This window comes from Rhizobium sp. R634 (assembly GCF_002211305.1).
Classification (GTDB): Bacteria; Pseudomonadota; Alphaproteobacteria; order Rhizobiales; family Rhizobiaceae; genus Rhizobium.
Genome location: NZ_LOKW01000006.1, coordinates 1 through 26841 on the forward strand (window position 1 = coordinate 1; position 26841 = coordinate 26841).

31 protein-coding genes and 1 pseudogene are annotated in these 26841 nt (G+C 61.5%); 22 read left to right on the forward strand and 10 right to left on the reverse strand.

Annotated elements, in window-relative coordinates; all coding sequences use genetic code 11:
- The 8 genes and pseudogenes from ATY77_RS09450 to ATY77_RS09485 all read left to right on the forward strand — a co-directional run.
- Window positions 1-123 (forward strand): annotated as a pseudogene (locus ATY77_RS09450) (sugar ABC transporter substrate-binding protein); the annotation flags it as partial.
- 113 nt (window positions 124-236) lie between these two features.
- Window positions 237-1190: a sugar ABC transporter permease gene (locus ATY77_RS09455; protein ID WP_088687292.1), complete on the forward strand. Its 954-nt coding sequence runs from the start codon at window positions 237-239 to the stop codon at window positions 1188-1190.
- Entirely contained in the window at window positions 1187-2125 is a 939-nt protein-coding gene (locus tag ATY77_RS09460; RefSeq protein ID WP_088687113.1) for a carbohydrate ABC transporter permease, read from the forward strand. The genes ATY77_RS09455 and ATY77_RS09460 overlap by 4 nt, the downstream gene beginning before the upstream one ends.
- A 3-nt stretch (window positions 2126-2128) precedes the next feature.
- Complete coding sequence (locus ATY77_RS09465; protein ID WP_088687114.1) at window positions 2129-3244, forward strand: ABC transporter ATP-binding protein; 1116 nt, start codon at window positions 2129-2131, stop codon at window positions 3242-3244.
- A 14-nt stretch (window positions 3245-3258) separates the two neighbouring features.
- A complete protein-coding gene (locus ATY77_RS09470; RefSeq protein WP_088687293.1) occupies window positions 3259-4797 on the forward strand; it encodes a GMC family oxidoreductase in 1539 nt (512 codons plus the stop codon).
- 9 nt (window positions 4798-4806) lie between these two features.
- A complete protein-coding gene (locus ATY77_RS09475) occupies window positions 4807-6462 on the forward strand; it encodes a GMC family oxidoreductase N-terminal domain-containing protein (RefSeq protein ID WP_088687115.1) in 1656 nt (551 codons plus the stop codon).
- A gap of 24 nt (window positions 6463-6486) precedes the next feature.
- Entirely contained in the window at window positions 6487-7656 is a 1170-nt protein-coding gene (locus ATY77_RS09480; RefSeq protein ID WP_088687116.1) for a Gfo/Idh/MocA family oxidoreductase, read from the forward strand.
- A 13-nt stretch (window positions 7657-7669) separates the two neighbouring features.
- The gene (locus ATY77_RS09485) at window positions 7670-9754 is read left to right on the forward strand and encodes an FAD-binding protein (protein ID WP_088687117.1); all 2085 of its coding nucleotides are present in this window, start codon (window positions 7670-7672) and stop codon (window positions 9752-9754) included.
- Window positions 9755-9764: 10 nt separating this feature from the next.
- Here the strand turns inward: ATY77_RS09485 and ATY77_RS09490 are convergent, their stop codons facing one another.
- Entirely contained in the window at window positions 9765-9947 is a 183-nt protein-coding gene (locus tag ATY77_RS09490) for a hypothetical protein (protein WP_088687118.1), read from the reverse strand.
- Window positions 9948-9970: 23 nt separating this feature from the next.
- On the opposite strand from ATY77_RS09490, the gene ATY77_RS32795 reads away from it, so the two are divergent.
- Window positions 9971-10138, forward strand: coding sequence for a hypothetical protein (locus tag ATY77_RS32795; protein ID WP_190237609.1), 168 nt, complete (start codon window positions 9971-9973; stop codon window positions 10136-10138).
- Window positions 10139-10260: 122 nt separating this feature from the next.
- Here ATY77_RS32795 and xth read toward each other — a convergent pair whose 3' ends face one another.
- Genes xth through ATY77_RS09510 form a run of 3 tightly spaced genes read right to left on the reverse strand, consistent with a single transcriptional unit; the run spans window position 10261 to window position 11994 of the window.
- Window positions 10261-11052 carry an exodeoxyribonuclease III gene (gene xth / locus ATY77_RS09500; protein ID WP_088687120.1) on the reverse strand — a complete coding sequence of 264 codons (792 nt, stop codon included), beginning with the start codon at window positions 11050-11052 and terminating at the stop codon, window positions 10261-10263.
- Window positions 11053-11086: 34 nt separating this feature from the next.
- Complete coding sequence (locus ATY77_RS09505) at window positions 11087-11488, reverse strand: GFA family protein (protein WP_088687121.1); 402 nt, start codon at window positions 11486-11488, stop codon at window positions 11087-11089.
- An 8-nt stretch (window positions 11489-11496) separates the two neighbouring features.
- A complete protein-coding gene (locus tag ATY77_RS09510) occupies window positions 11497-11994 on the reverse strand; it encodes a hypothetical protein (RefSeq protein ID WP_088687294.1) in 498 nt (165 codons plus the stop codon).
- A 297-nt stretch (window positions 11995-12291) separates the two neighbouring features.
- Between ATY77_RS09510 and ATY77_RS09515 the strand changes: the two genes are divergently transcribed.
- Window positions 12292-12777, forward strand: coding sequence for a hypothetical protein (locus ATY77_RS09515; protein ID WP_088687295.1), 486 nt, complete (start codon window positions 12292-12294; stop codon window positions 12775-12777).
- Between the two features lie 13 nt (window positions 12778-12790).
- Here the strand turns inward: ATY77_RS09515 and ATY77_RS09520 are convergent, their stop codons facing one another.
- From ATY77_RS09520 to ATY77_RS32800, 3 genes are all read right to left on the reverse strand, one after another.
- Window positions 12791-13414 carry a response regulator transcription factor gene (locus ATY77_RS09520; protein WP_088687122.1) on the reverse strand — a complete coding sequence of 208 codons (624 nt, stop codon included), beginning with the start codon at window positions 13412-13414 and terminating at the stop codon, window positions 12791-12793.
- Window positions 13415-13416: 2 nt separating this feature from the next.
- The gene (locus ATY77_RS09525) at window positions 13417-14805 is read right to left on the reverse strand and encodes a sensor histidine kinase (protein ID WP_088687123.1); all 1389 of its coding nucleotides are present in this window, start codon (window positions 14803-14805) and stop codon (window positions 13417-13419) included.
- Window positions 14806-14866: 61 nt separating this feature from the next.
- On the reverse strand, window positions 14867-15043 hold the full coding sequence (locus ATY77_RS32800) for a hypothetical protein (RefSeq protein WP_190237610.1): 177 nt from the start codon (window positions 15041-15043) through the stop codon (window positions 14867-14869).
- A 162-nt stretch (window positions 15044-15205) separates the two neighbouring features.
- Between ATY77_RS32800 and ATY77_RS09530 the strand changes: the two genes are divergently transcribed.
- The 3 genes from ATY77_RS09530 to ATY77_RS09540 all read left to right on the forward strand — a co-directional run bounded on the left by ATY77_RS09530 (window position 15206) and on the right by ATY77_RS09540 (window position 19915).
- Entirely contained in the window at window positions 15206-16054 is an 849-nt protein-coding gene (locus ATY77_RS09530; RefSeq protein WP_088687124.1) for a methyltransferase domain-containing protein, read from the forward strand.
- Window positions 16055-16169: 115 nt separating this feature from the next.
- Entirely contained in the window at window positions 16170-17144 is a 975-nt protein-coding gene (locus ATY77_RS09535) for a FecR domain-containing protein (RefSeq protein ID WP_088687125.1), read from the forward strand.
- Window positions 17141-19915 carry an EAL domain-containing protein gene (locus ATY77_RS09540; protein WP_088687126.1) on the forward strand — a complete coding sequence of 925 codons (2775 nt, stop codon included), beginning with the start codon at window positions 17141-17143 and terminating at the stop codon, window positions 19913-19915. Before ATY77_RS09535 ends, ATY77_RS09540 begins: the two co-directional genes overlap by 4 nt.
- Window positions 19916-19932: 17 nt before the next feature.
- On the opposite strand, the gene ATY77_RS09545 is transcribed toward ATY77_RS09540, so the two are convergent.
- Window positions 19933-20202, reverse strand: coding sequence for a hypothetical protein (locus tag ATY77_RS09545; protein WP_088687127.1), 270 nt, complete (start codon window positions 20200-20202; stop codon window positions 19933-19935).
- Between the two features lie 198 nt (window positions 20203-20400).
- Here ATY77_RS09545 and ATY77_RS09550 point away from each other — a divergent pair, with 198 nt between their 5' ends.
- The 8 genes from ATY77_RS09550 to ATY77_RS09580 all read left to right on the forward strand — a co-directional run bounded on the left by ATY77_RS09550 (window position 20401) and on the right by ATY77_RS09580 (window position 24796).
- Window positions 20401-20799 (forward strand): DUF1236 domain-containing protein, encoded by a 399-nt coding sequence (locus ATY77_RS09550; protein WP_088675210.1) that lies wholly within the window; start codon window positions 20401-20403, stop codon window positions 20797-20799.
- A gap of 113 nt (window positions 20800-20912) precedes the next feature.
- Window positions 20913-21788 (forward strand): DUF1236 domain-containing protein, encoded by an 876-nt coding sequence (locus ATY77_RS09555; RefSeq protein ID WP_088687128.1) that lies wholly within the window; start codon window positions 20913-20915, stop codon window positions 21786-21788.
- Between the two features lie 51 nt (window positions 21789-21839).
- Entirely contained in the window at window positions 21840-22004 is a 165-nt protein-coding gene (locus ATY77_RS32805) for a hypothetical protein (RefSeq protein WP_190237611.1), read from the forward strand.
- A complete protein-coding gene (locus tag ATY77_RS09560) occupies window positions 22001-22594 on the forward strand; it encodes a BA14K family protein (RefSeq protein WP_088687129.1) in 594 nt (197 codons plus the stop codon). Before ATY77_RS32805 ends, ATY77_RS09560 begins: the two co-directional genes overlap by 4 nt.
- A gap of 119 nt (window positions 22595-22713) precedes the next feature.
- The gene (locus ATY77_RS09565) at window positions 22714-23028 is read left to right on the forward strand and encodes a hypothetical protein (RefSeq protein WP_088675213.1); all 315 of its coding nucleotides are present in this window, start codon (window positions 22714-22716) and stop codon (window positions 23026-23028) included.
- A gap of 344 nt (window positions 23029-23372) precedes the next feature.
- Window positions 23373-23936 (forward strand): hypothetical protein, encoded by a 564-nt coding sequence (locus ATY77_RS09570; RefSeq protein ID WP_088687130.1) that lies wholly within the window; start codon window positions 23373-23375, stop codon window positions 23934-23936.
- A gap of 50 nt (window positions 23937-23986) precedes the next feature.
- The gene (locus tag ATY77_RS33140; protein WP_088675215.1) at window positions 23987-24343 is read left to right on the forward strand and encodes a hypothetical protein; all 357 of its coding nucleotides are present in this window, start codon (window positions 23987-23989) and stop codon (window positions 24341-24343) included.
- 9 nt (window positions 24344-24352) lie between these two features.
- Window positions 24353-24796, forward strand: a complete 444-nt coding sequence (locus ATY77_RS09580) for a hypothetical protein (RefSeq protein ID WP_088687131.1) — start codon at window positions 24353-24355, stop codon at window positions 24794-24796.
- Between the two features lie 89 nt (window positions 24797-24885).
- On the opposite strand, the gene ATY77_RS09585 is transcribed toward ATY77_RS09580, so the two are convergent.
- Window positions 24886-25677 (reverse strand): phenylalanine 4-monooxygenase, encoded by a 792-nt coding sequence (locus tag ATY77_RS09585; protein WP_088687132.1) that lies wholly within the window; start codon window positions 25675-25677, stop codon window positions 24886-24888.
- Between the two features lie 123 nt (window positions 25678-25800).
- Between ATY77_RS09585 and ATY77_RS09590 the strand changes: the two genes are divergently transcribed.
- Entirely contained in the window at window positions 25801-26262 is a 462-nt protein-coding gene (locus ATY77_RS09590) for an Lrp/AsnC family transcriptional regulator (RefSeq protein ID WP_088675331.1), read from the forward strand.
- A gap of 21 nt (window positions 26263-26283) precedes the next feature.
- On the opposite strand, the gene ATY77_RS09595 is transcribed toward ATY77_RS09590, so the two are convergent.
- Window positions 26284-26781, reverse strand: a complete 498-nt coding sequence (locus tag ATY77_RS09595; protein WP_088687133.1) for an Lrp/AsnC family transcriptional regulator — start codon at window positions 26779-26781, stop codon at window positions 26284-26286.
- Between the last annotated feature and the right edge of the window lie 60 nt (window positions 26782-26841).

A 26841-nucleotide genomic window follows, 5' to 3' on the forward strand; every position in this document is an offset into this window, starting at 1 on the left:
GGCGCGCCGCCGGCGATCGCCAATGCCTATAAGGACGTCGTCTCGAAGTTCGTCCACGGCCAGATCAAGAGCTCCGACGAAGCCGTCACTCAGCTCGTCCAGGCGATCGACGACGCCCGCTGAGACCAGCCGATGAATACGCTTCCCCGCGTCTTTTGCGGGGAAGCGTCAGGCTCCGCGACGATTGAGTGGAGACGATCGGCAAGGCCGATCCTGCGGGAAGGGAGAAGATATCCATGAGCACAGTTGCCACCACCGATCCGGTTCTGACCCCCGGGCAAGCGACGCCGATCTCGCTGAGGGGCCGGCTGCAGGATGCGCTGCCGAAGATCGTGCTGGCGCCAAGCTTCGTCATCACGCTCGTCTTCGTTTACGGCTTCATCGTCTGGACGGCCTATCTGTCGTTTACCAATTCCAAGACCTTCCCCTCCTATCAGCTGACCGGGGCGCGGGCCTATCAGCGGCTGTGGCGCTGGACCTTCGAGAGCGATCCGCCGTCCTCCTGGTATACTTCGATCACCAATATGGCGATCTTCGGCTTCCTCTATGTCGGCATCTGTCTGGCGCTCGGCTTGCTGCTTGCCATCCTGCTCGACCAGAAGATCCGCGGCGAGGGGCTGCTGAGGCCGATCTTCCTCTATCCGATGGCGCTCTCCTTCATCGTCACCGGGGTGGCCTGGAAATGGTTCCTCGATCCCGGCCTCGGGCTCGAGCAGACGCTGCATCACTTTGGCTGGACGAGCTTCCACTTCGACTGGATCAAGAACAAGGACTTCGTCATCTACACCGTCGTCATCGCCGGCGTCTGGCAGGCCTCGGGCTTCGTCATGGCGATGTTTCTGGCCGGGCTTCGCGGCATCGACAGCGAGATCATGAAGGCGGCCGAGATCGACGGCGCCTCGACCCTGCAGCTCTATCGCCGCATCATCATCCCGCTGTTGCGCCCGGTCTTTCTCTCCGCCTTCATCGTGCTCGCCCATATGGCGATCAAGTCCTATGACCTCGTGGTGGCGCTGACCTCCGGCGGGCCGGGCGGCTCGGCCTGGCTGCCGTCCAACTTCATGTATGAATACACCTTCAAGCGCAATGAGATGGCCGTCGGCTCGGCCAGCGCCATCATCATGCTGATGACGATCTCGGCGATCATCGTGCCCTATCTCTATTCCGAACTGAAGGAGAAGGCCCGATGAGCATCTCCGCTGCCTCTCCCGCCGCCTCCGGCAATGCAGGACGCGTTATCGGCCGCATCGTCATCTATAGCCTGCTGGTCATCTTCGCCGTCCTCTATCTGATGCCGCTCTTCGTCATGCTCACCACCTCGTTCAAGACGATGGACGAGATCCAGGGCGGCAACATGCTGGCGCTGCCTGAGGCCCCGACCTTCGATCCCTGGATCAAGGCCTGGGGCGAGACCTGCGTCGGGCTGACCTGCGCCGGCATCAAGGGCTACTTCTGGAACTCGATCAAGATGGTGGTGCCGGCGGTGGCCATCTCCACCATCATGGGGGCGCTGAACGGCTATGTCCTGACCAAGTGGCGCTCCCCCGGCCACACGCTGGTGTTCGGGCTGATGCTGTTTGCCTGCTTCATCCCGTTCCAGTCGGTGCTGCTGCCGATGGCGACCATCCTCGGTTCGCTCGGCCGCTTCGGCATGACGCTGCAGAACGCCACCGGCTTTACCTTCGGCTTCGGCAATCCGACGGCCAATCTGGTCTTCGTCCATGTCGTCTACGGCCTCGGCTTCACGACGCTGTTCTTCCGCAATTTCTACGAGGCCTTTCCGACCGAGCTGGTGCGGGCCGCCCAGGTCGACGGCGCCAGCTTCTTCCAGATCTTCCGCCGCATCATGCTGCCGAACTCGCTGCCGATCATCGTCGTCACCGTCATCTACCAGTTCACCAATATCTGGAACGACTTCCTGTTTGCCTCGGCCTATGCCGGCACCGGCGATTCCATGCCGATGACGGTGGCGCTCAACAATGTCGTCAACACCTCGACCGGGGTGGTCGAATACAATGTCAACATGGCGGCGGCGATGATCGCCGCCGTGCCGACGCTCATCGTCTACATCCTCGCCGGCCGCTACTTCGTGCGTGGCCTGATGGCGGGCGCAGTCAAAGGGTAACCCATGGCTTTCCTCGAAATCTCCGGCCTCAGAAAGCGCTTCGGCGCCGTCGACATCCTCAAGGGGATCGACCTCGAACTCGAAAAGGGCGGCTTCCTGGTGCTGGTCGGCCCGTCCGGCTGCGGCAAGTCGACCCTGCTCAACACCATTGCCGGACTGGAAACGATCACGTCGGGCGAGATCCGGATCGACGGGCGCCCGGTCAACGGTCTGCATCCTTCCAAGCGCGACATCGCCATGGTATTCCAGTCCTATGCGCTCTATCCGAACATGACGGTGGCGGGTAACATCGCCTTCGGCATGGAGATGCGCGGCGTGCCGCCACAGGAGCGCAAGCAGGCGATCGACAAGGTCGCCAAGGTGCTGCAGATCGGTCATCTGCTCGACCGCAAGCCGAGCCAGCTGTCGGGCGGCCAGCGCCAGCGCGTCGCCATGGGCCGGGCGCTGGTGCGCGATCCCAAGCTCTTCCTGTTCGACGAGCCGCTTTCCAACCTCGACGCCAAGCTGCGCGTCGACATGCGCATCGAGATCAAAAGGCTGCATCAGGCGACCGGCAAGACCATCGTCTATGTCACCCACGACCAGATCGAGGCGATGACGCTCGCCACCCGCATCGCCGTCATGAAGGACGGCATCGTCCAGCAGTTCGGAACACCCGCCGAGATCTACAACAATCCCGCAAACATGTTCGTCGCCGACTTCATGGGATCACCCGCGATGAATTTGCTTGCCGGAACAATTGAAAACGGCGCGGGCGGGCTCACGGTTTCGCTGGAGCGGCCGAATGCCGCGCCGCTCAAGCTTCCCGTCATGGCGGGCAATAACGGCCTCACCTCCTATGCCGGCAAGCAGATCGTCTTCGGCATCCGGCCGGAGGCGCTCACCGATCCGGAGGGCGCCGATCGGAACGCCCGGACCCTCGCGGAAAGCGATTGCCTGATCGACGTGGTGGAGCCTGCGGGTTCCGATACCTTCGCGGTGACGAAGCTCGGCGGCAAGGAGGTCGTTGCCCGCCTGCGGGCTGACGCGCGCATCAGCGCCGGCCAGACGGCACGGCTCGCCTTCAATCTCGACAAGGCCGTGTTCTTCGATCCTGAGACACAGGCCCGGATCGCGTGACGATCGGTACGAATATGAGCAGTGCACCAGACATCGTCATCATCGGCTCGGGAGTCGGCGGCGCCACGGTCGCCGCCGGCCTTGCCGCCACCGGCGCCCGGATATTGATCCTTGAGGCGGGCGACCACATCGCCGACCTTCCCGTCAATCGCGACCAGCGCGCAATCTTTCAGCGTGGCCATTTCCGGCCGAAGGAGACCTGGTACGAAGCGGACGGCAAGGGCTTCAACCCCGGCAACTACTACAATGTCGGCGGCAATTCGAAGTTCTACGGCGCTGTCCTGTCCCGCTACCGCAAAGAGGATTTCGGCGTCATCGAGCACCGGGAAGGCGTCTCGCCAGCCTGGCCCTTTCCCTATGAGGAATTGGAGCCCTGGTACTCGAAGGCCGAACGCCTCTACCATGTCCGCGGCAGCCTCGGCGAAGACCCGACCGAGCCGTATCACTCGGCTCCTTACGAATACCCGCCTGTTCCGGATGAGGAGCCGATTGCCGATGTCAGGGCCCGTCTCCAGGCGAAAGGCCTGCATCCCTCTTCCCTGCCGCTCGGCCTGGATCTCGATGCCTGGCTTTCGAAGGCGCGGACGCCATGGGACGCGCATCCGAATTCCCGGGATGGCAAGATGGATGCCGAAACCGCAGCACTGGCGGCGGCGCTGGAGCACGAAAACGTGCGGCTCGAAACCAATGCGCGCGTGACGAAGCTCGAGACGGCAGCGGCGAGCCGGATCGACCGCGTGACCTACGTCAGGAACGGCCAGACGCTGACCATCTCACCCGACATCGTGATCCTCTCGGCCGGCGCGGTCCAGTCGTCCGTGCTTCTCCTGCGCTCGAAAAACGACCGCTTCCCAAGAGGGCTGGCGAACTCTTCCGATCAGGTGGGCCGCAACTTCATGAACCACAATGCATCCGCGGTCATCGCGGTCTCGCCGAAGTTCAGGAACACCGCCGTCTACCAGAAGACCTTTGCCTTCAACGACTTCTATCTCTCCGACGGGGAGGGAGGACCGCCGCTCGGCAACGTGCAGCTCTTGGGCCGCATCTCCGAAAGGGTTCTCAAGGGCTCCCTGCCGCAAGCGCCGGAATGGCTCTTACGCTTCATCACGAACCATGCCATCGACTTCTATGCGATGAGCGAGGACGTGCCCAATCCCGAAAGCCGCGTCATGGTGGATGGAGACCGGATCGTCCTGCAGTGGCAGCGAACCAACTGGGACGCCCATCTCGCCCTTGTTGCCAAGCTGAAGGCGATTCTGAAATCGATCGGATTTCCGATCGTGCTGTCGAGGCCCTTCGACAAGCGCACGCCTTCCCATCAATGCGGAACGATCCGCATCGGCAACGATCCGGCGACCGCGCCGCTCGATCCCTACTGCCGTTCCTACGACCATGAGAACCTCTTCGTCGTCGATGCCGGTTTCCTGCCGACGTCGGCCGCGGTCAATCCTGCGCTCACCGTTGCCAGCCAGGCGCTGAGAGTGGCCGACCATATCGCATCGAAAGACTTGCAGGCGCGAGCCGATCCACTGGCGCGTGCCGGCCTCAAATAGGACAGTAAAATGGCATTCGACTACATCATCACGGGCGCCGGTCCTGCAGGATGTGTGCTTGCGAACCGTCTGAGCGAAGCCCCTGATATCCGCGTTCTCCTGCTCGAAGCGGGCGGCGGCGACTGGAGTCCGCTTTTTCACATGCCGGCCGGCTTCGCCAAGATGACCAAGGGCGTGGCCAGCTGGGGATGGGAAACCGTCCCCCAGAAGCACATGAAGGGCAGGGTGCTGCGCTACACACAGGCGAAGGTTATCGGTGGCGGCTCGTCCATCAATGCGCAGCTCTATACCCGCGGAAACGCGGCGGATTACGACCTTTGGGCGCGCGAAGACGGCTGCGAGGGCTGGGATTACCGTTCGATCCTGCCCTATTTCAAACGGGCCGAAGACAACCAGCGTTTTGCCGACGATTACCATGCCTATGGCGGCCCGCTCGGCGTCTCCATGCCTGCCGCGCCGCTGCCGATCTGCGACGCCTATATCCGCGCGGGGCAGGAACTCGGAATTCCCTATAATCACGACTTCAACGGTCGACAGCAGGCAGGCGTCGGATTTTATCAGCTGACGCAGCGCAACCGCCGCCGGTCGTCGGCGTCGCTCGCCTATCTCTCGCCGATCAAGGACCGGAAGAACCTGACGGTGCGCATGGGCGCGCGGGTCGCGCGGATCATCGTGGAGGGAAACCGTGCGGTCGGCGTTGAAATCGTAACATCAAGCGGCTCGGAGATCGTCCGCGCCGAACGCGAGGTCCTGGTCTCCTCGGGCGCGATCGGATCGCCGAAGCTTCTTCTGCAATCCGGCATAGGGCCGGCCGATCATCTGACGTCGGCCGGAGTCAAGGTGCTGCACGATCTGCCCGGTGTCGGCTGCAACCTGCAGGATCACCTGGATCTTTTCGTCATTGCCGAATGCACCGGCGACCACACCTATGATGGTGTCGCAAAGCTCCACCGCACGCTTTGGGCGGGGATCCAATATGTCCTGTTCCGCACCGGTCCGGTCGCCTCGTCGCTCTTCGAGACCGGCGGCTTCTGGTACGCCGATCCTGATGCACGGTCTCCCGACATCCAGTTCCATCTCGGTCTGGGCTCCGGCATCGAAGCGGGCGTCGAGCGGCTGAAGAATGCCGGCGTGACGCTCAACTCCGCCTATCTGCATCCGCGTTCGCGCGGCACGGTGCGCCTGTCGTCATCCGATCCGAGTGCTGCTCCATTGATCGATCCGAATTACTGGTCCGATCCCCACGACAGGAAGATGTCCTTGGAAGGGCTCAAGGTTGCGCGCGAGATCATGCAGCAGGCGGCCTTGAAACCCTTTGTCCTGGCGGAAAGGCTGCCCGGACCGAAGGTCATCACTGACGAGCAGCTTTTCGACTATGGCTGCGCCAACGCCAAGACCGACCACCACCCCGTCGGCACCTGCAAGATGGGAACGGGGCCGGACGCCGTTGTCGGGCTCGATCTCAAGGTCCAAGGCCTGGAAGGCCTGAGGGTCTGCGATTCCTCGGTCATGCCCCGCGTGCCCTCTTGCAACACCAATGCGCCGACGATCATGGTCGGCGAAAAGGGTTCCGATCTCATTCGGGGCCTGCCGCCGCTGCCGTCCGCCATCTTCGCCCACGAACGCAACGATACGAGGCCGCGCGCCCGTGCCGAAATCCAGTAAACCCTTTCGAGAGGAGGTATGACAATGTCTGAAGTGACGGTTGCAGTGCTTGGCGCCTCGGGCTGGATGGGCAAGGTCCACACCATGGCCTATCAGACCTTTCCGCATTTCTTCGGCGTGTCGGATGGAACGGCGCGGATCGTGTCCCTTGTCGACGGCAATCCGAACGTCGCAAAGGACCTTGCCAGCAGGGCGCCGGGTGCAAAAATTCTGCAGGATTGGCACCCGGCCGTTGCCGATCCAGATGTCGACCTGGTCGACATCTGCTTGCCTGATCATCTTCATTATCCCGTGGCCAAGGCGGCCTTGCTGGCCGGCAAGCATGTCTATTGCGAAAAGCCGCTGGCGAACACCGCCGATGAGGCGCGGGAGCTTGCCGATATCGCGCGAGAGAAGGGTGTCATCACGCGTGTCGGACACGCCTTTCCCCGCAACCCCGTTCATGATCTGGCGAAAGACATCATTGATTCAGGGGAGATCGGCGAGATCAAGCTGTTTCGCGGCTGCCAACACGTCGACATGTATGGTGATCCCATGGCGCCCTTCATGTGGCGTGCCGATGGAAAGCTCGCGCCGACGGGGATCGTTGGCGATACCGGTTCGCATATCTTCAGCTTCATGGATTTCCTGGTCGGCCGCGTCAGCTCTTTGATCGCCGACAATCTCATCGTCACCCCGCGCAGACCTGTTGTCGAAGGACTTGCCTATGGGGAGCAGGTGAAGCTTACGGGAAGCGAATCCTGGGCCGATATCACCAACCCGGACGCAACGAATGTGCTGTGCCGGTTCGAAAACGGCGCCGGCGGCATCGTCGATTTCAGCCGTGTCGCGACTGGCCGCAAGTTCATGCAGACCTACGAAGTCTACGGAACGAAAGGCAGCATCGCCTATGCCTATGACGAGATAAACCGGCTGCGCTTCTATTCGAATGACGATCGGACGGGACGGCGCGGCTTCCGGGAGATCGACGTAGGACCGGAGAATCCGACGTTCCGTGCTTTCCTTCCTCTGCCGAATTTCGGCATAGGCTACAACGAAAGCAAGATCATCGAGGTTGCCGAAGTCATCCGCTCGATTGTCGCCATGAAACCGATGTGGCCGACATTCGATACGGGCCACTACATCTGCCAGATCGTCGACGCCTGCATGGAATCCTCCCGGCAGAGACGCTGGATCGATATCCCGCTCAACTGATCGAGACGCGCCGATGACCATAGACGTTCCGCAAGACATTCTTGACGCGCTGACCGACGTCGACATGCCGCGGCTTCCTCCCGAGGCTGCGCCTTCGGAAGTAAGCCGGCTCGCCTGCGTCGAAGTGCCGGTCTATCGAGCCGGCTGCGTCGTCGTCGGATCGGGTGCGGCGGGTCTGCGCGCGGCGGTGGAAATGAAGCGGCGCGGCGATGATGTCGTCATCGTCAGCCAGAGCGCATGGGGTGGAACCTCGGCCTGCTCGGGATCGGACAAGCAGACCCTCCACACTGCAAACACGGCCGACCAGGGCGATAATTACAAGGCTATGGCCCGGGCCATCCGCAGTGGCGGCGCCATGGACGAGGATACGGCTTATGTCGAGGCGGTAGGCTCGTCCCGCATGATGGCATCGCTGCAGTTCCTGGGATTGCCGCTGCCGCAGGATCCGCTTGGCGGAACGCTGAGATATCAAACCGACCATGACGAGGTTGGCCGCGCCACGAGTTGTGGGCCACGCACCTCGCGGCTGATGGTCAAGGTGCTGGCCGAGGAGGTGATCCGGCTGGGCGTGCCGTTCTACAACCAGACCACCGCCGTCAAGATCCTCACCGAGGGCGATGGAGCGGGCCGTCATGTCGTTGGCATGCTCGCCATGCGCGCCGGCGACCGTACCGAGGAAAACCCGCTCGGCATCGCGCTCTTGGTCAGTGATGTCATCGTGCTTGCGGCCGGCGGACCGGGTGAGCTCTATCGTGACAGCGTCTATCCAAACGGCTGTTTCGGCTCGCTGGGGCTCGCCCTGGAGGCTGGCGTCGAGCTCGTGAACCTGACCGAAAGCCAGTTCGGCATCGGAACCCGGAGGGAAGGGTTCCCATGGAATCTCTCCGGCACCTATGTCCAGGCGATCCCGCATATCTATTCGGTCGATGCCGAAGGTGCCGAGCATCATTTTCTGGCCGAATACTATCGCAGCACGCAGGAGCTGGCGTCGAACGTCTTCCGCAAAGGCTACCAATGGCCTTTTCACGCGACGCGCATGCTCGATTTCGGATCGAGCCTGGTCGACCTCGCCATCTACCGCGAGACAGCCGCCGGCCGACGCGTCTTCATGGACTTCAACCGCAACCCGCTGCCGGTGCCGGGCGACCTGCCGTTCGGCCTGGAAAGGCTGGACGAGGATGTCCGAGCCTATCTCGGCAATGCCGGCGCGAGCCAGGCCATGCCGATCGACCGGCTGAAGCACATGAACCCGCTCTCGATCGAACTCTATCGCCGTTACAAGATCGATATTGCCGAGGAGCCGCTGGAATTTGCGGTCAACAATCAGCACATGAACGGCGGCATCATGGTCGATACCTGGGGCCGCAGCAATATCGGGGGCTGTTACGCGATCGGGGAAGCGGCAGGCACGCATGGCGTGACGAGGCCCGGTGGGGCGGCGCTGAATGCCGGGCAGGTGTTCGGCACGCGGGCGGCCGAGCACATCAGCGCGAGCGGCAGGGCGAAGCGGGCCGCTGCGGAGGATATAACAGCGATCGCGGAGGCCGGTATCGGCAGCCTTCTAGCCGCCCTCCGCGCCGAGAGCCCGCTGACCGCCAAATCGCTCCGCACGGAAATCCAGGCGCGCATGAGCGAGAAAGCCGGCATCCTCTGCGATCAGGAAAGCGTCGGCGGCGCCTTGATCGAAGCGCGCAAGCTGAATGCTGAAATCCGCAAGAAAGGCGTCGCCTACAGCCGCGGAGCGGAAGCGGTTCGAGGGGTGCAATGGCGGCATATGGCGTTGGCATCGGAAGCTGTGCTCAGCGCGCTCGACTTCTTCATCCGCAATGGCGGCGGCAGCCGCGGCGCGCGGGCGATATGCGACGGGCAGGGCGAGTCTCTTCCGCTGGCGCGCGCTGGCCCGCTGCAGGATTATCGGTTCCGGAAGGAGCGCCCCGCGCATCGGGAGGAGCAGATCGTCGTTCGGCTGGATGGGGATCAAATCGGGCTTTCGACCCGTGCGAATAGGACCTTCGATGAAAAGGCCAGATCCTTCTTCGAGCGTGACTGGCCGGCCTGGCTGACTGGCCGCACCTATGATCTTGCGAGGGATAAATGACGTCTGCCGATCAATCGGGATTGGAAACCGGCGGCGGAACCCGGACACGTTCGGTGTCGTCGGAACCTTCGGCGACGGCTTCCTCGCTTTTGCGCACATGCCTCGGCGGATCCTTCCCTTCAACCGGCTTCGGCGAAAGCTGGTCGTCGGCCTGGATCTCGTCGGTGTTCAGATAATTTTTGCTCTCAGCCATGGCAGTCACTTCCGATTGGAGAATTGCGGGGCAGGGATGCGGCCCTTCTGATCGGCGCGGCCGGTGCGAGGATCGGCCTCGGTGGGACCTTCGCCCGCCTGGCGGCTGCTGCCCATATCGATCGGCGGCTTACGCTGGTCGTCTATATCGGTTACAGGCAGCTCGTCGTCCTGGGTGTCCTCATTCAGTGACTTCGGCGGGAGCTTCGCGGAATCTGGGGTGGAATTGATTGGCATCGGCAATCTCCTTTCATGCGTAACTCCAGCCGCCATCGTGGGTTCCCTGTCTCCCTTGTTGTCGGCGGCAGCGCAGCTCACATGCCTTCAGCTTTGGAGACGTCGAGCTCGATCATAACCGGCGCGTGGTCGCTCGTATGGTCCCAGCCCCGGGGTTTTCTCCGAACGCTTGCCGACCGGAGCCAGGGTGCGACTGTCGGGCTGAGCAGGAAGTGGTCGATCCGGAGCCCGGCGTCGCGTTCGAAGCTGTTGCGCCAATATTTCCAGAACGTGTAGATGCGTTCGCCCGGGTGCAGGTGCCTGACGGCGTCCGTCCAGCCCTGGGCAACCAGATGAGCATAGGCCTTACGGACTTCCGGCCTGAAAAGGGCATCGTCCAGCCAGCGCTCCGGCTTGTAGACGTCGATCTCCGTCGGCATGACATTAAAGTCGCCGGCCAGGATCGCCGGCACGCCAAGGTCGAGGAGTTCGGCGGCATAGCCATCGAGGCGGCGGAACCAGCGGAGCTTGTAGTCGAATTTCGCGCTCGGGAACGGATTGCCGTTGGGAAGATACAGGCACCCGATCACGACGCCGTCGATAACGGCTTCGATATAGCGGCTGTGGGTGTCGTCGGGATCGCCGGGAAGCCCGCGCCGTGTCAGGATCGGTGTCTGGCCTCTTGCAAGGATGGCGACCCCGTTCCAGGATCGCTGTCCGTGCCAGACGGCGCCGTAGCCGGCCCGCTCGATCTCATTGCGCGGAAATCTGGCGTCGTCCGTCTTCAATTCCTGGAGGCAGACGATATCGGGAGTATCCTCCTTGAGCCAGCGCAGCAGGATGTTGAGGCGGCCGTTGATCCCGTTGACATTGTATGTCGCGATCCTCATGTGACCCCCGCCGGTCGACGCCTTGCCCCGCGCTCTAGAAACGCTCCTGAGTTTCTTCCTCCGGAAGCCCGCGCCCGCAATCGGCCCAATCCAGACGGCTTTCCACGCCGTAATGCCCGGCCGGCCGGATTTTCTCCGGCGTGTCGAGGGAACCGACCGTCAGCCGGATCAGTTCGTCGCCGTCATACTGGAGATAGAGCGGCGTTCCGCATTTGCCGCAGAAACCGCGGGTCGCGATCGGCGACGATCGATAGGAGGCCGGCGCGTCCTGTGTCCAGACAAGATCGGCGATCCTGGCTTGGACGAGCACCGCGAAGGGACCGCCGGTCGCCTTTTTGCACATGTCGCAGTGGCAGTATCCCGAGTGCGCCGGCTCGCCTGCGAATTCGTATCGGCAGGCGCCGCACAGGCAGCCGCCGGTCCAATGCATCGCCATAGCCGGGCTCAACGCGTTGCGCCGAAGACGAAGGCGATGCCGGCGACGATTGCGACCGCCGTCAGCGGCTGCTCGCGGATCCTGTCTTCGATGTCGCGCACGACGCTGCGCGCTTCAGCTTTTGCCACGCGCGCAGTTCCTGAAGCCAGCCCCGAAGCAGATTCTGCTATCCGCCCAGCTTCCTTTCGAAGCGCGCGCATCTCCTGATGATCGGTTTTGAAACCGTCGGAGGAGCCATCGGTCTCGCCGGTGGAGCGCAAAGCTTGATCCACGAGCGGGAATTCCTCGTCGAGCTGAGAGAGATCCGGCTCCCGAGCCACGCGATCAACGGCCTCGGTGTCGGCGCGGCCGGCGGGTATGGACGTGTGAGTGGCCGACACCGGGTCGGACGCCGGAAAAGTGGCCTCGATTCCTCTGTCGAGCTCACCTTTTCGAGCCCGGCTCCGCTGTTCTGCCTGTTCCTTGCGCAGGGATTGGACTGCCGGGGATTCGTTGGGATTTGCCATCAGGGTTTCCTCCATTGTTCTTCGACAATGAAAGCGACGACGAGGAAAGAAGTTCCGGAAGAATGCATTTTCGCCTTCGACGATAACGGCTATCGGAGGGGCAGCCGAAGTGCCCGTACGCTGTCCATCGTCGCCGGCATATCCGGCGGTTTTTGCCGGCTCGGGGGCTCTCCATCAGGCAAACCAGACCAAAGTCTTGCAATGTTTGGCACTTAGGTCCGGTTGCATTCGATGCTAAAAAAAACGAAAATATAGAGAGTTGTAATAAGGCTGAGTACGCATGAGTGAGGCTGTGTGATTAGTATCTCGAAACGCGATTTTCTGAGATTGAGCGGCGGCGCTGCCGTCGCGCTTGTGGCTGCCGCATCTCCAGCGACACTGAATCTTACCGGCTTTCTTCCTGTCGTGACAACGAAACGCGCCGAAGCAAAGGACGGCAATAACGGCAATGGCGGCGGCAACGGCAATGGCGGAGGAAACGGCGGGGGGAATGGCAACGGCGGAGGCGGCGGCAACGGCAACGGCAACGGAGGAGGGAGCGGAAGCGGCAGTTCCGGCAGCAGCAGCAGCGGAAACTCCGGATCTTCGTCCTCGTCGAAAGGATCGTCAGCAGCGAGAGCAACCGAGGATTCCGATGGTTCGATCGATGTCCGTCATGCGAACGGTATCACCGAAACCCTCCAGAGCGGCCGCTACACCATGAAGGACTCGAAAGGCAGGACGATCATAAACCGGCAGGCAACCACTAACGATGCCAGGCGACTGAGCCGCTTCTTCCGCTAAGGCAACTCCGGCTCTAGTTCTGTTCACGCCACCGCAGGGCCGCTTCGGTCCTGTTTGTGACGCCGAGCTTGCTCAGAATTTGTGTCATATGGTGTTTCACCGTTTTTTCCTGCAGATCCAGACGCAAGCCGATATGCTTGTTCGACAAGCCTTGCGCGACCAGATCCATCACCTCGCGTTCCCGCGGCGTCAGGCTGTTTTTTTCGGAGGGTTCGATCTTTAACGACTTCTCCATGACTTTTGCTGACATCGTCGGCGAAATATATCGCGCTCCGCCCATGATGGTCTGGATCGCCTCGGCGAGACCGCGAGAGCCGACACCCTTGAGAACATAGCCCTTCGCGCCGCGTTGCAGAGCGCCGACCAGCGTGTCCACCTCCTCCGACACCGTCAGCATGAGCACTTTCGTCGAGGGGCTGCGCGTCAGAACTTGGCCGATCGCAGACAGTCCGCCACCGGGCATCGAGACGTCGAGAAGCATGACGTCGGGGCGGTTATTCGCCGCGATCATGGCCGCGTCATCGCTGCTGGCGCCTTCACCCACGACGACGAAGTCGCTGATCTCGGACAAGCTGCGCGTTACGCCCTCGCGAAAAAGCGGGTGGTCGTCCACGACGCCGATAGTGATTGATGCCATCTTTAATCTCCTACTTCCATAGGCTCGAAGATCATGGTCACGGTCGTCCCTCCTTCGCCCGTCCTCACGTCGAAGGACCCTCCCAGGCTGTCGATCCGCTCCCGAAGTCCTACCAGGCCAAGGCTTGACGGCCTTACCTCGTTCGGGTCGAAGCCGTCGCCGCGATCGCTGACCTCCACGCGAACGTGACCATTGTGCGAGACCGCCTTGACAGCCTGCTGAATGCCGCCGCCGTGACGATAGGCGTTGTTCAAGGCTTCCTGGACGAAGCGATAGATACAGATCTTCACGGCGGTAGCAAGTTCGGGTCCATCCTCATCGACATCAGTCTCGACATGGGTTTCCGTCTTGTGCTGATGAACTTCGACGACCCGGGTGACGATTTCGGTGATCGAGGATTTTTCGATTTGCGGCAGCACCAGCCCGCTGCAGATATTGCGGATCTCCGTCATTGCCTCGGCAAGGCTGGAGCGGATCCAGGCAAGCTCTTTTTCCCGCGCCTCGGGCTGCGTGGAGGGGTTGACCAGCAAGTCGCTGTCCAGGCGCAGCGAGGCATAGGCGATATGCTGGGCCGGACCGTCGTGCAGGTCGGCGCCGATGCTGCGCAGATAGGTTTCGTTGAGCGCCGCCGCCCGCTGGGAAGCGCGCTGCAGCCGCCGCTGAAGCCCGCGATTCTCCGCCAGCAGCGCTGACAGTTCCTGGACCCGTCCTCTCAGATCCTTGCGCTGCGCCTCGATCATGCGGCTGCTGCGAAACACCAAAATAGACAGAACAAGGAAAAAGACTGCCGTGAGGGTGGCAACGGCGGCCCAGCTCCGGAGCCTGGCGTGCGCCAGGCTGTCGCCGAGCCCTTCCGCCGTCTCGTAGAATTCGAGTACGGCGACAGCCTGGCCGGACCATGGCTGGAGCACGGGGTTATAGATTTCCATCAGCGGCTTGCCGAGTGCGCGCTCCTTACTGCTTTCCGGGTCGTCGGCGATCTCGTAGCGCGCGACGAGGGATCCCGCGAACGCCCTTTGAAGCTTGTCGTTAACCGGAAACTTTTTCCCCATCAGCTCCTTTTCGTTCGAATAGAGGATGGTGCCGTCGCTTCTCCAAAGCTTGAACGAAACGAGGCGCTTGCCGAGCGCCCCTTGGCCGAGCGTCTCGTCGAGCGCCTGAGCGCTGACTTCGTCCAGCATGGATTCCTTCTGCATGTCGGGAAGCAGCGGCGCAACCACGCTATCCACGTACAGCGCCGTCGCCGCGCCGGAATTATGGATGACGGCCTCCTCGATGAGGTGAGTGACGAAAATGCCGACCAGCAACATGGCGGCAATCGAGATCAGTCCACCCGTGATGAAGAACTGGGAGGCGAGGGAGCGGGCATTCCAGCGGCGAAGCCAATTCATTTTGATACCGGCAAGGATTTCCCGCTAACCTATCGCGCCTTTAGAGTTTTTCCAAACAGTGTCATGGGATATTTCTGGTATCGAAGATATCGGCGCCCTTGACGCTCTCGGTCAATCGACCGGTATCGCCCGACATGGCTGCGCCGAAGATATAAAGAAGGGCGGCGAGAACGATAACGAGGGCGACGACGGACGCGCTCCAGGCATTGTTCACTCTGGATCTGCTGCTCTGAGCCATATCAGGATCTCCTTCGGTCTCTTTCGAAAACGGAGCCAATCGTTGCGCGTTCCACGCGATGGACTTCGGTCGGGCAGCGGTAGGACCATGGTCTGAGCCCTGTGGACATCAGCAGATCCAGGCATATTTCAAGTTGAATGAGCTGAGTTTGGAGGCCTCTGAGTGACGATCTCCGCAGATATCGAATATGACGCCGGCGTCGCGCCCGCCGCGTCTTCCGCGCCGTTCGGAGAAGGTGTTGCCGACTTTTACGAGAGCCTTCTCGTGCCGATACTTTTCGAGCCTTATGCATTAGAGCTGGCGACGATTGCCGAACGGTTGAAGCCGACCAGCGTTCTGGAGGTCGCGGCGGGGACCGGCGCTCTGACGCGGGCTCTGCGGGCAAGGCTCGATCCGGCAGCGGAGATCGTGGCGACTGACCTCAGTCAGGCCATGATCGACGTCGGCGCGCCGACGCTGACGCTGTCGAGAACGCACTGGATGCATGCGGATGCCATGGATCTTCCCTTCGCACCCCAGATGTTCGATCTTGTCGTCTGCCAGTTCGGCGTGATGTTCTTTCCGGATAAGCCGAAGGCCTTTCGCGAGGCCGCAAGAGTGCTGCGCAGCGGAGGCCATTTTCTATTCGCGACGTGGGATTCGATCGCAGCCAACGATTTCGGAAGATGCGTGGACGAATGTCTCGCAAATCTCTTCCCGTCCGATCCGCCGGACTTTCTGAGGCGCCTGCCATATTCCTATTTCGAACCCCGTTCGATCAAGGCGCAGGTGTCTTCGGCAGGGTTTGACGCAGTATCCTGCGATCGAGTCGAGCTGACCTCCATCGCAGCCGCCCATGATGTGGCTGCTGCCTTTTGCCTGGGCTCTCCGCTCAGGGCGGAAATCGAAGGGCGGGCGCCGGGGCGCATCGGCGAGATCGTCGATACGGTCGCCGAGCAGGTGGAATCGCGCTACGGGGTTCGGCCATGCGGCAGCATGAGCGCCTTCGTGGTCGTCGGCCGTATTGCATAGCGCTGGCTGCGTACGCCGGCGTACCAATCAGCGATACCGAAAATCCACGCTCTTTCTTATAATCATTCTTAATTCGAACATGGTTCACTCAGGCGAAATCTGGGGTGATCATTTCATGTCGATAATATTCCGACTTTTGTTCGCGGCGTCGATCTTGCTGACGACAGCAGCATTCGCGGCTGCCGATGACTGGCGGGTGGTCAAGGCGACTACTCAAGCAAAATATACCGTCGATAGGGCGAACTGGCTGGATCTACACGTCGGCGAGGTGGTCCCGAACCGGGCATGGGTGTCGACTGGTCCGCGCGGGCGCCTTCAGCTTGCCAGGGGCGTCGAGAGCATCACATTCCAGCCGAATACGCTCGCCTCGATAACCACCAGCGGGGTCATGTCGAGGAAGACCGAGGTCGTCCAGCAGGTCGGATCTATGGATCTTGAAATCGAGAAGCGCAGCCAGCCTCATACAACGGTCCAGACGCCCTACCTCGCGGCCGTCGTAAAAGGAACCGTCTTCCACGTAACCGTCGGCAAGACGAAGGCGTCCGTCTCCGTGGATCGCGGCCTCGTCCAGGTCACTTCATTCGCGAGCGGCCAGTTGTCGAATGTCGGGCCGCGCCAGAGCGCGACCGTCGACAGCAAGGCGGGCATGACGGTGAAGGGCGAGCTGTCCAAACCGAAAATCACCACGGTTGCTCCATCGGTCGCCAAGGTTCCGGCCGTCGCCACCACCAAGCTTGCCGGCGCAGTCGAAGCATCCGCAGCCAAGAATACGCCTTCGGCAGCAGCCAAGAACACCAACTCCAGCAAGGCCGGCGTGGGCGGAAACGGCAAGGGGAGTGGAAGCAGCAGCAATGGCACTGGTGGAAACGGCAACAGCGGCAGCAACGGTAATGGTAACAGCGGGAAGGGCGACAGCAATAGCGGCGGCAAAAGTAACAGCAGTTCCAGCGGTCACGGTAACGGTGGGAAGGGCGATAATGATAGCGGCGGCAGTTCCAGCGGCCACGGCAACAGCGGGAAGGGCGACAACAATAGCGGCGGCAAGGGTAAGGACAATTCAGGCGGAAGCGGCAAAGGCAAGGACAAGTGAAAGCCATCGCTAAGGCGGCTGGAGATTATCTCTCCGGTAGCATCAGCACCGTCACGCTTCGTATTCTGCTTATCGCCGCAATGCTGGCGCTGCCGCTGGCCGGGGCGGATATCCTCCGGGGGGTGAACAACAGCCTATTTGCCAAGCGGTTCGAATGGGCGCCCCGCCAAGCCACCGGCAACATCGTCTTTATTGCCATCGACAAACGTTCCCTCGACGCCGTCGGAACGTGGCCTTGGACGCGCAGCACCTATGCGACACTGCTCGACAAGCTGATCGCGTCGGGCGCTCGGGATATCTTCCTCGACATCGATTTCAGTGCATCTTCCAGCAAGCAGGAGGACGATCTCCTCGCCGCGGCGCTGGAAAGGTCGGGAGGCGGCGTTCTCTTGCCGGTGTTCCGGCAGCAGGAGGCGGCGTCATCGTCTGAGACGGCGGTGACAAAGCCGATTCCGAAGTTCCTGCAGAATGCCTGGCCGGTATTTGCCAATGTCGCGATGGATGCGGACGGGTTCATTCGCCGCTTCGATCTGGGAGGTCAGTTTGATGGCAATCCCATCCAGTCCGCGGCTGCCGCGCTCGGCAGGATCGACGACAGCGCCGGTTCCTTGCTGATCGATCATTCGATCAGGCCCGACACCGTTCCGACCTTCTCCCTGTCCGGCGTGCTTGATGGAACCGTCCCGGCCGATGCGATCAAGGACCGCTCTGTCGTGGTGGGAGCATCTGCGGCTGAGCTGAAGGACATTTTCGCCGTGCCCGTGCATGGAGCGATTGCCGGTCCGCTCATTCACGTGCTCGCTGCCGAAACGCTGCTTCAGAACCGCTTTCTCAGGACATTTGATCAGGCGCCGCTGGAGCTTCTGTTTGCAGCCCTGCTCATTCTCGGCGTGATCTGCAGCCGTTCGGCCGGAATGATCACGCTCGTGGCGGCCGGACTGGCCATCGCCGTGACCGGCGAGGTCGCCGCATTCCAGCTGCAATGGCGATACGGCCTCCTTATCGGAACCGCGGTTCCGTGGTCGATGCTGTTGCTCGCCTGGATGCTTGCCCTCAACGAGCGTATCGACCTTGGCCGGATGCTGGTGGCCATGGCCAATACCGAGACGCGCAATACAAGGCGTCTCATGAAACGGATTGTCGCCGACAGTTCGGACGGCGTCGTCGCCTTCGACGGTGATCTGAGGATCGTCGAGGCGAGCCAATCCGCCAAGGCGCTGCTGCAAGCCGATGTCGGCATGTCTCTTCTCGGTGACGCTGGCGCCGCCATCACCGACGCTGTGCGCAGACTGGTTTCCGAACACGATGCCGAGCCGGACAAGGTGCATATGGCCCGCGTGGAGTTCTCCAGCAGCAGAAGCTCGGAGCCCGCTCACTACGAAGCCTCGATCACGGTCTCGCCGCTCGAACAGCCGATTGCGCATCGGGCGGCGGCGCGCTCGCGGTTTGCCGGTTGGCTGATCATAAGGGATGTCACCGCACGGCATGACTATGAAGAGCGGTTGCAGAGATTGTCCGAGCTGGACGAACTCACCGGACTGCTCAATCGTCGGGAATTCGCCGCCCGGCTGGGCGCTCTTCAGGGCGAGATCCTCGTCTGCGTGCTGGATATCGAGCGTTTCTCCTCGCTGTGCGCCACGCTTGGGCGCGATGCCGGGGACGAGCTTATCGAGGCCGTAGCGGCGAGATTGGAAAATGCCTTCGCCGGCGATCTGCTGGCGCGGCTAGATGGCGATCATTTTGGCATTGCCATCCCCGCAACCGGCGCACATCCGATCGAAGACTTTGCGGATGCTCTTTTGCAGCTGTTCGGAGAACCTGTCCTGATCAGAGACGTTGCTGTGCCGATCTCCGTCCACCTTGGCATAGCGCGCTCGGGGGATGCTGCTCCGGGCGCTCTTCCGGGCGCCGCGCAATCGGCGCTGGATGCTGCCAAGGCGACGCCTGGCCGGCGATGGTCATCCTTCGATCCCTCTACCGCCGTTCGCCAGGCACGCTCTCGCCGGCTGGAGCGGGAGATGCATGAGGCTCTCCGCAGCCGCCAGTTCTTTCTGCTGTTCCAGCCGCAGGTCGAACTTGCCGATGGCCGTCTTATCGGCGCGGAAGCCTTGATCCGGTGGAACCATCCGGAGTTCGGATTGATATCTCCGGCGGAGTTCATACCGATCGCCGAATCCTCCGGCCTCATTTGCGATATCGGCCGCTGGACGCTGATCGAAGCCTGCACTGAGGCGGCGGTCTGGCCTGACGGACTCAGCGTCTCCGTCAATGTCTCGGCGCTTCAATTCGAGCGCTCCGACCTGGAGGCCGACGTGAGCGCCGCGCTCTCCTCGAGCGGGCTTCCTCCTTCGCGATTGTGCATCGAACTGACGGAATCCGCCTTTATCGACCAAGGCGGGCCTGCGATCGCAAAAATGCGCGCCCTCCGCGAGCGAGGGGTCGTCATTGCCTTGGACGACTTCGGCACAGGCTACTCCTCGATGAGCTATCTGGCCGATCTTCCCCTCGACAAGCTCAAGATCGATCAGTCCTTCGTGAGGCGGATGAGCGGCAATACGGGCGCCTTCGAGATCGTGCGGGCGATCATTTCCCTGGCGCACGGCCTGAACCTGCAGGTTATCGCCGAAGGCGTCGAAAGCGAGCCGGAGGCAGAAGCGCTGCGTCGGCTCGGATGCAGGATGGGGCAGGGCTATCTCTTCGGGAGACCGGGCGAGCCCGTTGCCATGCTGACCAGATGGGGCGAGGAAAAGCTTTTATCCGCCGGGAGATGACAGCTTGGAAGCGCGGTCTATCCGCTGGAGATCTGCCCGCGAGACGGCTCACTCATCGTGCGGATGAGGTCCTGCTCGATTTCGCTGCAAGTTTCATCATACTCCCTGACCTGGTGCGCATGCGACGATTGTCCGCGTAGGGCTTCGCGCGCTTCGACCGCAATCTGGTAGGCTTCAAAGAGCTCGAGTTGCCATGGGTCGCGCGCCTCCATGATCAGTTTCCGTATCTTTGGTAGGCGCATCGCCAGCCGTCTGCGTCCAGCCTCCCGACGATTGGATCGTGACATCTTTCTTCAGGCTCCTCCTGGATTGCGAGGCTGGGCCTCTGAATCCTGAGATAGCGTCCGGCGCGCTTATTGAAATGGAATTAGGCCCTATGGCCGGTGCACATCAGACTGAGGTCTGAGTCATGGAACGACGCCAGCTCTAACTAGTTGGGTTGGCAGCGATTACGAAGATCGCAAACGAAACAAAAGGAGGAAAATATGATCTCCAAGCTACTCATCGGTGCGGCAACAGCCGCGACCCTCATGTCGGGCGTGGCGTTCGCCCAGTCTTCGACGGTGAATGGCGCGGCCGGCGGTGCGGTCACCGGTGCGATCGTCGGTGGGCCTGTCGGCGCTGCCGTCGGCGGTGTTGCCGGTGCGGTCGTTGGTACGGCGATCGATCCGCCGCCGGAAAAGGTGGTCACCTATGTCCGCGAGGCTCCGGCACCTTCGGCCCGCGTAGTCGTGAAGGAAAAGATCGTGGTCGGCCAGCCCCTGCCGGAAACAGTCGTCGTTACGCCTATTCCGGATGACCCGACCTATGCTTACGCGGTGGTCAATGATGAACGTGTCATCGTCGAACCGTCGTCTCGCAAGGTGATCCAGGTTATCAAATGACCTGATCCCCGACGCGGCCTGCCGCGTCCTCCCTCCGGAACTCACCGTTAGAACCTGAGAACCGCCGCACGATGACGGTGAAGTCGTCGTGCGGCCAAAACAGAGAGATTGTTATGAAGATCAAGACACTCGCCGTCCTCATGGCGGCATTGTCGATCGGCGTCTCGCCAATCGGTATCATGTCCGCCTCGGCTCAGGATGCGCCGATCCTTCCAAAAAAAGGCGCCGCACAAAGCGGCCAGTCCAGCGATGGTGCGACCAAGCAGCCCGACGCCGGCGATGCTTCCTCCTCGGGCGGCGCAGCCACATCGAGCGGCGAGGGAGCGCAACAGCCTTCCGACTCAGGCGCGAGCGCGCCGAACACTTCGACTGGAACCTCTTCGGACAGTTCTGCAGGCCAGACCGGGACCCAACCGGATGCCAAGAAGCAGTCCGGAACTGCCACCGAAACCGACTCCGGTAACACCGGCACCGATGCATCAGGCGGAAGTTCGAAGACGCCTGAGTCGGGACAGTCCTCGACGGAAGGCCAGAAGCCTGCCGGCAGCCAGGACACCGGCACATCGACCGGTTCCGGCGAGACCCAGAAGTCCGGCGACGCTCAGAAGTCCGGGGACACCAAGTCTTCCAGCGGCTCGACCGAGACCCAGACGAACAGCAAGACGAATGTCGAGAACAGCAACACGTCGGTCGACAGCAACACGAAGACTGAAACCGGCAACACCACCAATGTGAACATTTCGGTCGAGCAGCAGACGGAAATCCGTCAGGTGGTGAAGGAAGTTCAGGTCGAGCCGGTTCGGGAAGTAGACTTCACGGTCTCTGTCGGCACGAGCATCCCGAAGACGATCAGGCTCGAGCCGTTGCCGCCGCGGATCGTGGAGATCGTACCGCAGTACAAGGCCTACCGCTTCTTCATCCTCGCGGATGGCCGGATCGTCATCGTCGATCCCTCTGCATTCACGATCGTCTACATCATCTCGGCATAACAGCCGGCGCCCCGGCGGCTATCTCCGCCGCCGGGACCGAGGAGAGGAAGCATGATCTATTCCGAAGAAAAATCCACCGGGCTGGCCATGCCGCTGATCGCCATCCTGCTGGCGATCGCCGGCATTCTCGCAGCACTCGTCGCCACCGGAGGTCAAAGCAGCACGGCCGGCCGGGTTTGGGTCCCCCAGGTTCAACAGCAAGGGCCGGGAAAATGAACGCCATCGCATCCGTCGCCTTCGGCATCGTCAGTTCGGTCGGAGCCTGCATAGCTGCCGCATCCATCGCATCGCATGTCGTGGCCGATACCAGACCTCACACCTTCAAAGATCTGGCCTCGCCCGACTTGTGGACGACGAAGCCAATGAAAGTCGACCCTCGGCAGCAGGGTTACGAACGTATTGCCCCCCTCTATTCCAGTTATGTCACGGAGGCCCCGGCCGTCGTGGCGTCGCGAGCGGCGCCAGAGCCCGTGCATTCTCTAGTTGAACCTCAGACATCGCAGCCGAAGCTCTCGGTCCAGCACCTTTCCTGGTGCAGGGAGCGCTATCGGTCCTTCGATCCCGAGACCAACAGTTACCGAGCCTACAGCGGCGAGGTGCGCGAATGTTCCTCGCCGTTCCAGCAGACTGTCGCTGCGGCCGATGTACACATGGGTGGGAATTTAAACCCGCAGGCTGCAGCCTGGTGTGCCGCCCGGTACAGATCTTATCGGCCGGAAGACAACACCTATCAGCCATGGGATGGGCCGAGACGCGTCTGCGAGGCTCCGGATGCCGTGGCCGAGATCGTCGCCGCCAGGAACTGATCATAGGTGACGGTGGCGGTCGACGTACCATAACGGACGGATCCGCACGGTCAGACTAAGGTCCATGTTCCAAACGCTGCGGTTGTGTTACCGGTTGTGTTCCAGGTCGGGAGATCGGAATGGCAACGACGCTGTTAACAGAAATCCAGCAGGCGCAGACAAGGCTCAGATTTTTGAGCAGGGCGGAGCGAGGTGCCCTGATCGTGCGCATCCTTCACGAGCTGAAAACGCATCGGAAGGAGGTTCTCGGAAACGTGCCAGCCGACCACTGCGTCTGGATCGACACGCTGATCTCGTCCGTTTCCTCGACGATCTCCGAAATTGCCGGAATGCAGGATGCCGAGTTCAATCGTGTCCTGAACGAGTTTGAAAAACTGATGGCGACGCTCCAGGGCATTTCCCGTGCGAGGAAGGTGCCGAAGACCGTTCATTGAGAGGAGACGCCGCGCACTTCCGGTTGCCCCGGCATGCAATCTCCGCGGATTCCCTCTAACGGCGAGCGACGTGGCCCAATTCTCCAAAGGAGCGAAGGCGCGTGCTCCATCGATCTGACCGAGACGACCCCAGCAAACGAGCAGGAATCTCCTACTTGGCGCAGCCCGTGGCGGTGCGTCAAACGGGCATACTTTGCCCACAGATGTGACACGCTGGACCTAAGTCCGATGCTCCTCCGACTGAATGCCTATCAGAGGAACAGTCAGCAAAAACCGTAGTTTGCCAAAGAGCTATCCATCCAGAACGGATGCGACGGCACTCATGACAAACGGAGGAATACACGATGATGAAGGTAACGCATGTAGCACTTGCAGCAGCACTTCTGGCAGGTACGGCGGTGTCGGGATTCGCACAGTCGTCGAGCACTGTCGGCACCGGCGGATCGACGGCGGGCGGCGGAACTGCGAGCAGCACGATCGGTACTGGTGGCAGCTCCGCCGGCGGCGACTGCGCGGCAGGATCCACCAATTGCCCGTCCGGCTCCTCCTCTACGGTCGGCACAGGTGGCTCATCGGCCGGCGGCGGTACTTCGAGCAGCACTGTCGGCACCGGCGGCTCCGCGGCCGGCTCTGGCTCTGGCTCGGCTTCGACCCTTGGAACGGGCGGCTCGTCGGCGGGCGGCGGCACCTCCAGCAGCTCGGTTGGCACGGGCGGCTCCGCAGCCGGCTCCGGTGATGCCAATTCGGCCTCCAGCGTCGGGACAGGTGCTTCGTCTGCGGACGGAGACAAGACCGGCAGCACGGTCGGCACCGGCGCCAGCTCGGCCGGCTCGTCCGACAGCAAGGGCAAGAAGGGCTGTGCCCCCGGTCAGCTCAAGAAGGACGGCGCAGACAACAAGTCCTGCTGAACGTCCCGGCCGGCGCCTCGACAGGCGTCGGCCAACCCAGGAGATGAACAATGACACGTTTTTCTAAAGCCGCATGGGCCGCCGCCACTATCCTGGCCGCCGGGCAGGCGATGTCCGAAGAGATAAAACTCGATGACGGCACCAGCTGCACGGTGGTCCAGGGCGAGGCTTCCGCAAGCGGCGGTACTTCCACGACGGTGACAGCAGGCAATGGTCACGTCTCGTCATCGACGACGACAGGTGGCGCAGCGACGAGCTCCGGTTCCTCATCGACATCCTCGGCCGGCGCTTCGGCGGGATCTGGAAGCGTCGACAGTTTCTCGACGGCCAGCGTCACCCGCCCTGATGGCACGATCATTACCAAGCGTTCCGACGGAACCTGCTCGGTGATGAAACCGAACAAATAGGAGATCGCCATGAAACTTTCGAATATGATCGGAGCCATCTCGATAGCACTGCTGGCCTCCACGGCCTCAGTGTCTGCGCAGGAATGCAATGCCGCCGGAACAGTCGGCACCGGCGGAACGGCCGCTGCCGGCGGCACTTCGGCAAGTTCGGTAGGTACGGCCGGAACATGCCGGACGGATGGCGGAACGACCTCATCGATCGGATCCGGCGGAAGTGCTGCGACTGTCGATGGGAAGGCCAAGAGCCAGACCCATATCAACGATGGCGGCGACAAGCTGAAGGCGCAGACGAAAGCGCAGGCGGTCGATCAGGGCACGTTCAGCAAATCACGAACCAAGACCAGTGTGGACGGCGACACGCTGCAGAGCACGACCCGAACCATGTCCCACGTCCCCGGCGAAAAACCGGTCAAGAACACGACCAATCAGAAGATTATCCTGCCGGAGGAGTAGCGCCGGATGGCGTACGCGCCTGCGCTCACGCTTTGAGGCCGGCATCCATATGCGGTTGCCGGCCTTTCTCGCCGCCTATCGTCAGTGGTTCACGAAGCTTTGGCTTCGAAAGCTGGGGCGAAGTCACCGAGCGATTTTGCCTTGAGGATCATGCCTTCGATATCCTGCTCCACGATCTCTTCCAGATCGGCGAAGCTGTCGATGACGTAGTAGATCGGCTGTAGAATATCGATCCGATAGGGTGTTCTCAGCACGCTCATGAGATCGAAAGGCCGGAATTCGCATGCCGTGCCTTCCATCGCCGCTTTTGCTTCGCTGGGCGACGAGACGATGCCGGCGCCGAAGCAGCGGCGGCCCTGAGGCGTATTGATCAGGCCGAATTCCACGGTGAACCAGAAGATGCGGAACAGATGCCATGAATAGCCCTTGCCGAGGCGCAGGGCGGTTTCGCCGAAATGTCGGACGAAATTGGCGTAGCTCTGGTTGGTCAGCATCGGGCAATGGCCGAAGACCTCGTGGAACAGATCCGGCTCCTCGATATAGTCGATATGCTCGCGACGGCGCAGGAATGTGGCGAGCGGGAACTTGCCTTGCGACAGAAGCTCATAAAAGCGCGAGGGCGGTATGAGCGCCGGCACGCCTTCAACGCCGAAGCCGGTGGTGTCATTCAGGCGCCTGTTCACGTCGAGAAGCTGGGGAACCTTGTCCGGGCTGAGGCCCAGCATTTTCACGCCATCCAGATATTCGCGGCAGGCCGTGTTGGCGAGGATTTTCATCTGGCGCCGGTAGAGTTCGCCCCAGATCGCATCCTCTTCGAGCGTGTAGTCATAGAGACCGTCCGGTGCGGGCAGTTTGGCGGTGTAGCTGCTTTCCTTGGTCATAGGCTGATCCTCCCAGGCACGGCGCTATTGCTGCCATTATGATCCGGCTTTGGAGGATTTTCTTTTCTTTCGTGCTGGCTATTGCCATAGTGCTGGGAAATATTCCCGAAGATAGGTCAAGAAATGAAAGAAACTGGGAATTTTCGCCGCAAGCTTCTGCAGCTCATCCAGGCCGACGGCAGCCTCTCCTTGGCGGACCTGGCGGAAAAGGCCGGCATGTCGCAGAGCTCGGCCTGGCGGAAGATCCAGGAACTGGAAGCAGACGGCGTCATCCGCAAGCGGGTGACGCTGCTCGATCCCGGTAAACTCGATCTCAAGCTCTGCGTGATCGCGCATGTGACCCTGGAGGATCACCATGAAGAGGCGGTCGCCTCCTTCGCGTCGGTAGTGCTGGATCGTCCTGAAATCATGGAATGTTACGCCTTGTCGGGCGCCTTCGATTATATGCTGAAGATTCGGGCGCGCGACGTCGAAAGCTATGAAGCCTTCATGACGCGCTATCTCATGCGCAACCCGCATGTGCGCACCGTCGTCTCGAGCTTCGTGCTGCGCGAGCTGAAATTCTCGACCGAACTGCCGATCTGACGCTTGAAACGAGGCCAGGCGTTACCGCGCGTCGCCATGTGCGCTGCCCGGCATATGGATTGGAAAGCCCTCGAATGTCTTCAGCGTATCGAGCACGATCGATGTCTTCACGTGCTGCACGGATTCATGCGGCAGCAAAACATCGTTGACGAATTTGGAGAGGTCGGCGAGCCCGCGGGTCGCGACCTTGAGATGGTAATCCATTTCGCCGGTCAGCGCATAGGCTTCGAGAACCTCCGGCAGACCGTTGATCAGCTGGGAGAACCTGCGAGCATTGTCACGGTTGTGGGTCGCGAGCGTCACGGAGATGACCACGAGCATATCCAGGCCCAGTTTCTGCCGGTCGAGGTAAGCGCTATAGCTGCGGATGTAACCTTCAGCCTCCAATCGCGTGCGCCGGCGCGAGCATTGTGAGGGCGAAAGCGCGATCCGTTCACCCAGCTCGTTGTTCGTCAGCCTCCCGTCCTTTTGGAGCTCCTGAAGCAGGCGAAAATCCAATTTGTCGAGCTGCTCATCCATTGCACGAAATCTCCGATATGCTCACGAAACGTGCATAATATCTTCCCCCGATATAAAGAA

Bases quoted from the DNA above. Each gene is read 5' to 3' on its own strand.
- ATY77_RS09455 (WP_088687292.1), top strand. From the start codon at position 237: ATGAGCACAGTTGCCACCACCGATCCGGTTCTGACCCCCGGGCAAGCG.
- ATY77_RS09460 (WP_088687113.1), top strand. From the start codon at position 1,187: ATGAGCATCTCCGCTGCCTCTCCCGCCGCCTCCGGCAATGCAGGACGC.
- ATY77_RS09465 (WP_088687114.1), top strand. From the start codon at position 2,129: ATGGCTTTCCTCGAAATCTCCGGCCTCAGAAAGCGCTTCGGCGCCGTC.
- ATY77_RS09470 (WP_088687293.1), top strand. From the start codon at position 3,259: ATGAGCAGTGCACCAGACATCGTCATCATCGGCTCGGGAGTCGGCGGC.
- ATY77_RS09475 (WP_088687115.1), top strand. From the start codon at position 4,807: ATGGCATTCGACTACATCATCACGGGCGCCGGTCCTGCAGGATGTGTG.
- ATY77_RS09480 (WP_088687116.1), top strand. From the start codon at position 6,487: ATGTCTGAAGTGACGGTTGCAGTGCTTGGCGCCTCGGGCTGGATGGGC.
- ATY77_RS09485 (WP_088687117.1), top strand. From the start codon at position 7,670: ATGACCATAGACGTTCCGCAAGACATTCTTGACGCGCTGACCGACGTC.
- ATY77_RS09490 (WP_088687118.1), bottom strand. From the start codon at position 9,947: ATGGCTGAGAGCAAAAATTATCTGAACACCGACGAGATCCAGGCCGAC.
- xth (WP_088687120.1), bottom strand. From the start codon at position 11,052: ATGAGGATCGCGACATACAATGTCAACGGGATCAACGGCCGCCTCAAC.
- ATY77_RS09505 (WP_088687121.1), bottom strand. From the start codon at position 11,488: ATGGCGATGCATTGGACCGGCGGCTGCCTGTGCGGCGCCTGCCGATAC.
- ATY77_RS09510 (WP_088687294.1), bottom strand. From the start codon at position 11,994: ATGGCAAATCCCAACGAATCCCCGGCAGTCCAATCCCTGCGCAAGGAA.
- ATY77_RS09520 (WP_088687122.1), bottom strand. From the start codon at position 13,414: ATGGCATCAATCACTATCGGCGTCGTGGACGACCACCCGCTTTTTCGC.
- ATY77_RS09525 (WP_088687123.1), bottom strand. From the start codon at position 14,805: ATGAATTGGCTTCGCCGCTGGAATGCCCGCTCCCTCGCCTCCCAGTTC.
- ATY77_RS32800 (WP_190237610.1), bottom strand. From the start codon at position 15,043: ATGGCTCAGAGCAGCAGATCCAGAGTGAACAATGCCTGGAGCGCGTCC.
- ATY77_RS09535 (WP_088687125.1), top strand. From the start codon at position 16,170: ATGTCGATAATATTCCGACTTTTGTTCGCGGCGTCGATCTTGCTGACG.
- ATY77_RS09545 (WP_088687127.1), bottom strand. From the start codon at position 20,202: ATGTCACGATCCAATCGTCGGGAGGCTGGACGCAGACGGCTGGCGATG.
- ATY77_RS09550 (WP_088675210.1), top strand. From the start codon at position 20,401: ATGATCTCCAAGCTACTCATCGGTGCGGCAACAGCCGCGACCCTCATG.
- ATY77_RS09555 (WP_088687128.1), top strand. From the start codon at position 20,913: ATGAAGATCAAGACACTCGCCGTCCTCATGGCGGCATTGTCGATCGGC.
- ATY77_RS32805 (WP_190237611.1), top strand. From the start codon at position 21,840: ATGATCTATTCCGAAGAAAAATCCACCGGGCTGGCCATGCCGCTGATC.
- ATY77_RS09560 (WP_088687129.1), top strand. From the start codon at position 22,001: ATGAACGCCATCGCATCCGTCGCCTTCGGCATCGTCAGTTCGGTCGGA.
- ATY77_RS09565 (WP_088675213.1), top strand. From the start codon at position 22,714: ATGGCAACGACGCTGTTAACAGAAATCCAGCAGGCGCAGACAAGGCTC.
- ATY77_RS09570 (WP_088687130.1), top strand. From the start codon at position 23,373: ATGATGAAGGTAACGCATGTAGCACTTGCAGCAGCACTTCTGGCAGGT.
- ATY77_RS33140 (WP_088675215.1), top strand. From the start codon at position 23,987: ATGACACGTTTTTCTAAAGCCGCATGGGCCGCCGCCACTATCCTGGCC.
- ATY77_RS09580 (WP_088687131.1), top strand. From the start codon at position 24,353: ATGAAACTTTCGAATATGATCGGAGCCATCTCGATAGCACTGCTGGCC.
- ATY77_RS09585 (WP_088687132.1), bottom strand. From the start codon at position 25,677: ATGACCAAGGAAAGCAGCTACACCGCCAAACTGCCCGCACCGGACGGT.
- ATY77_RS09590 (WP_088675331.1), top strand. From the start codon at position 25,801: ATGAAAGAAACTGGGAATTTTCGCCGCAAGCTTCTGCAGCTCATCCAG.
- ATY77_RS09595 (WP_088687133.1), bottom strand. From the start codon at position 26,781: ATGGATGAGCAGCTCGACAAATTGGATTTTCGCCTGCTTCAGGAGCTC.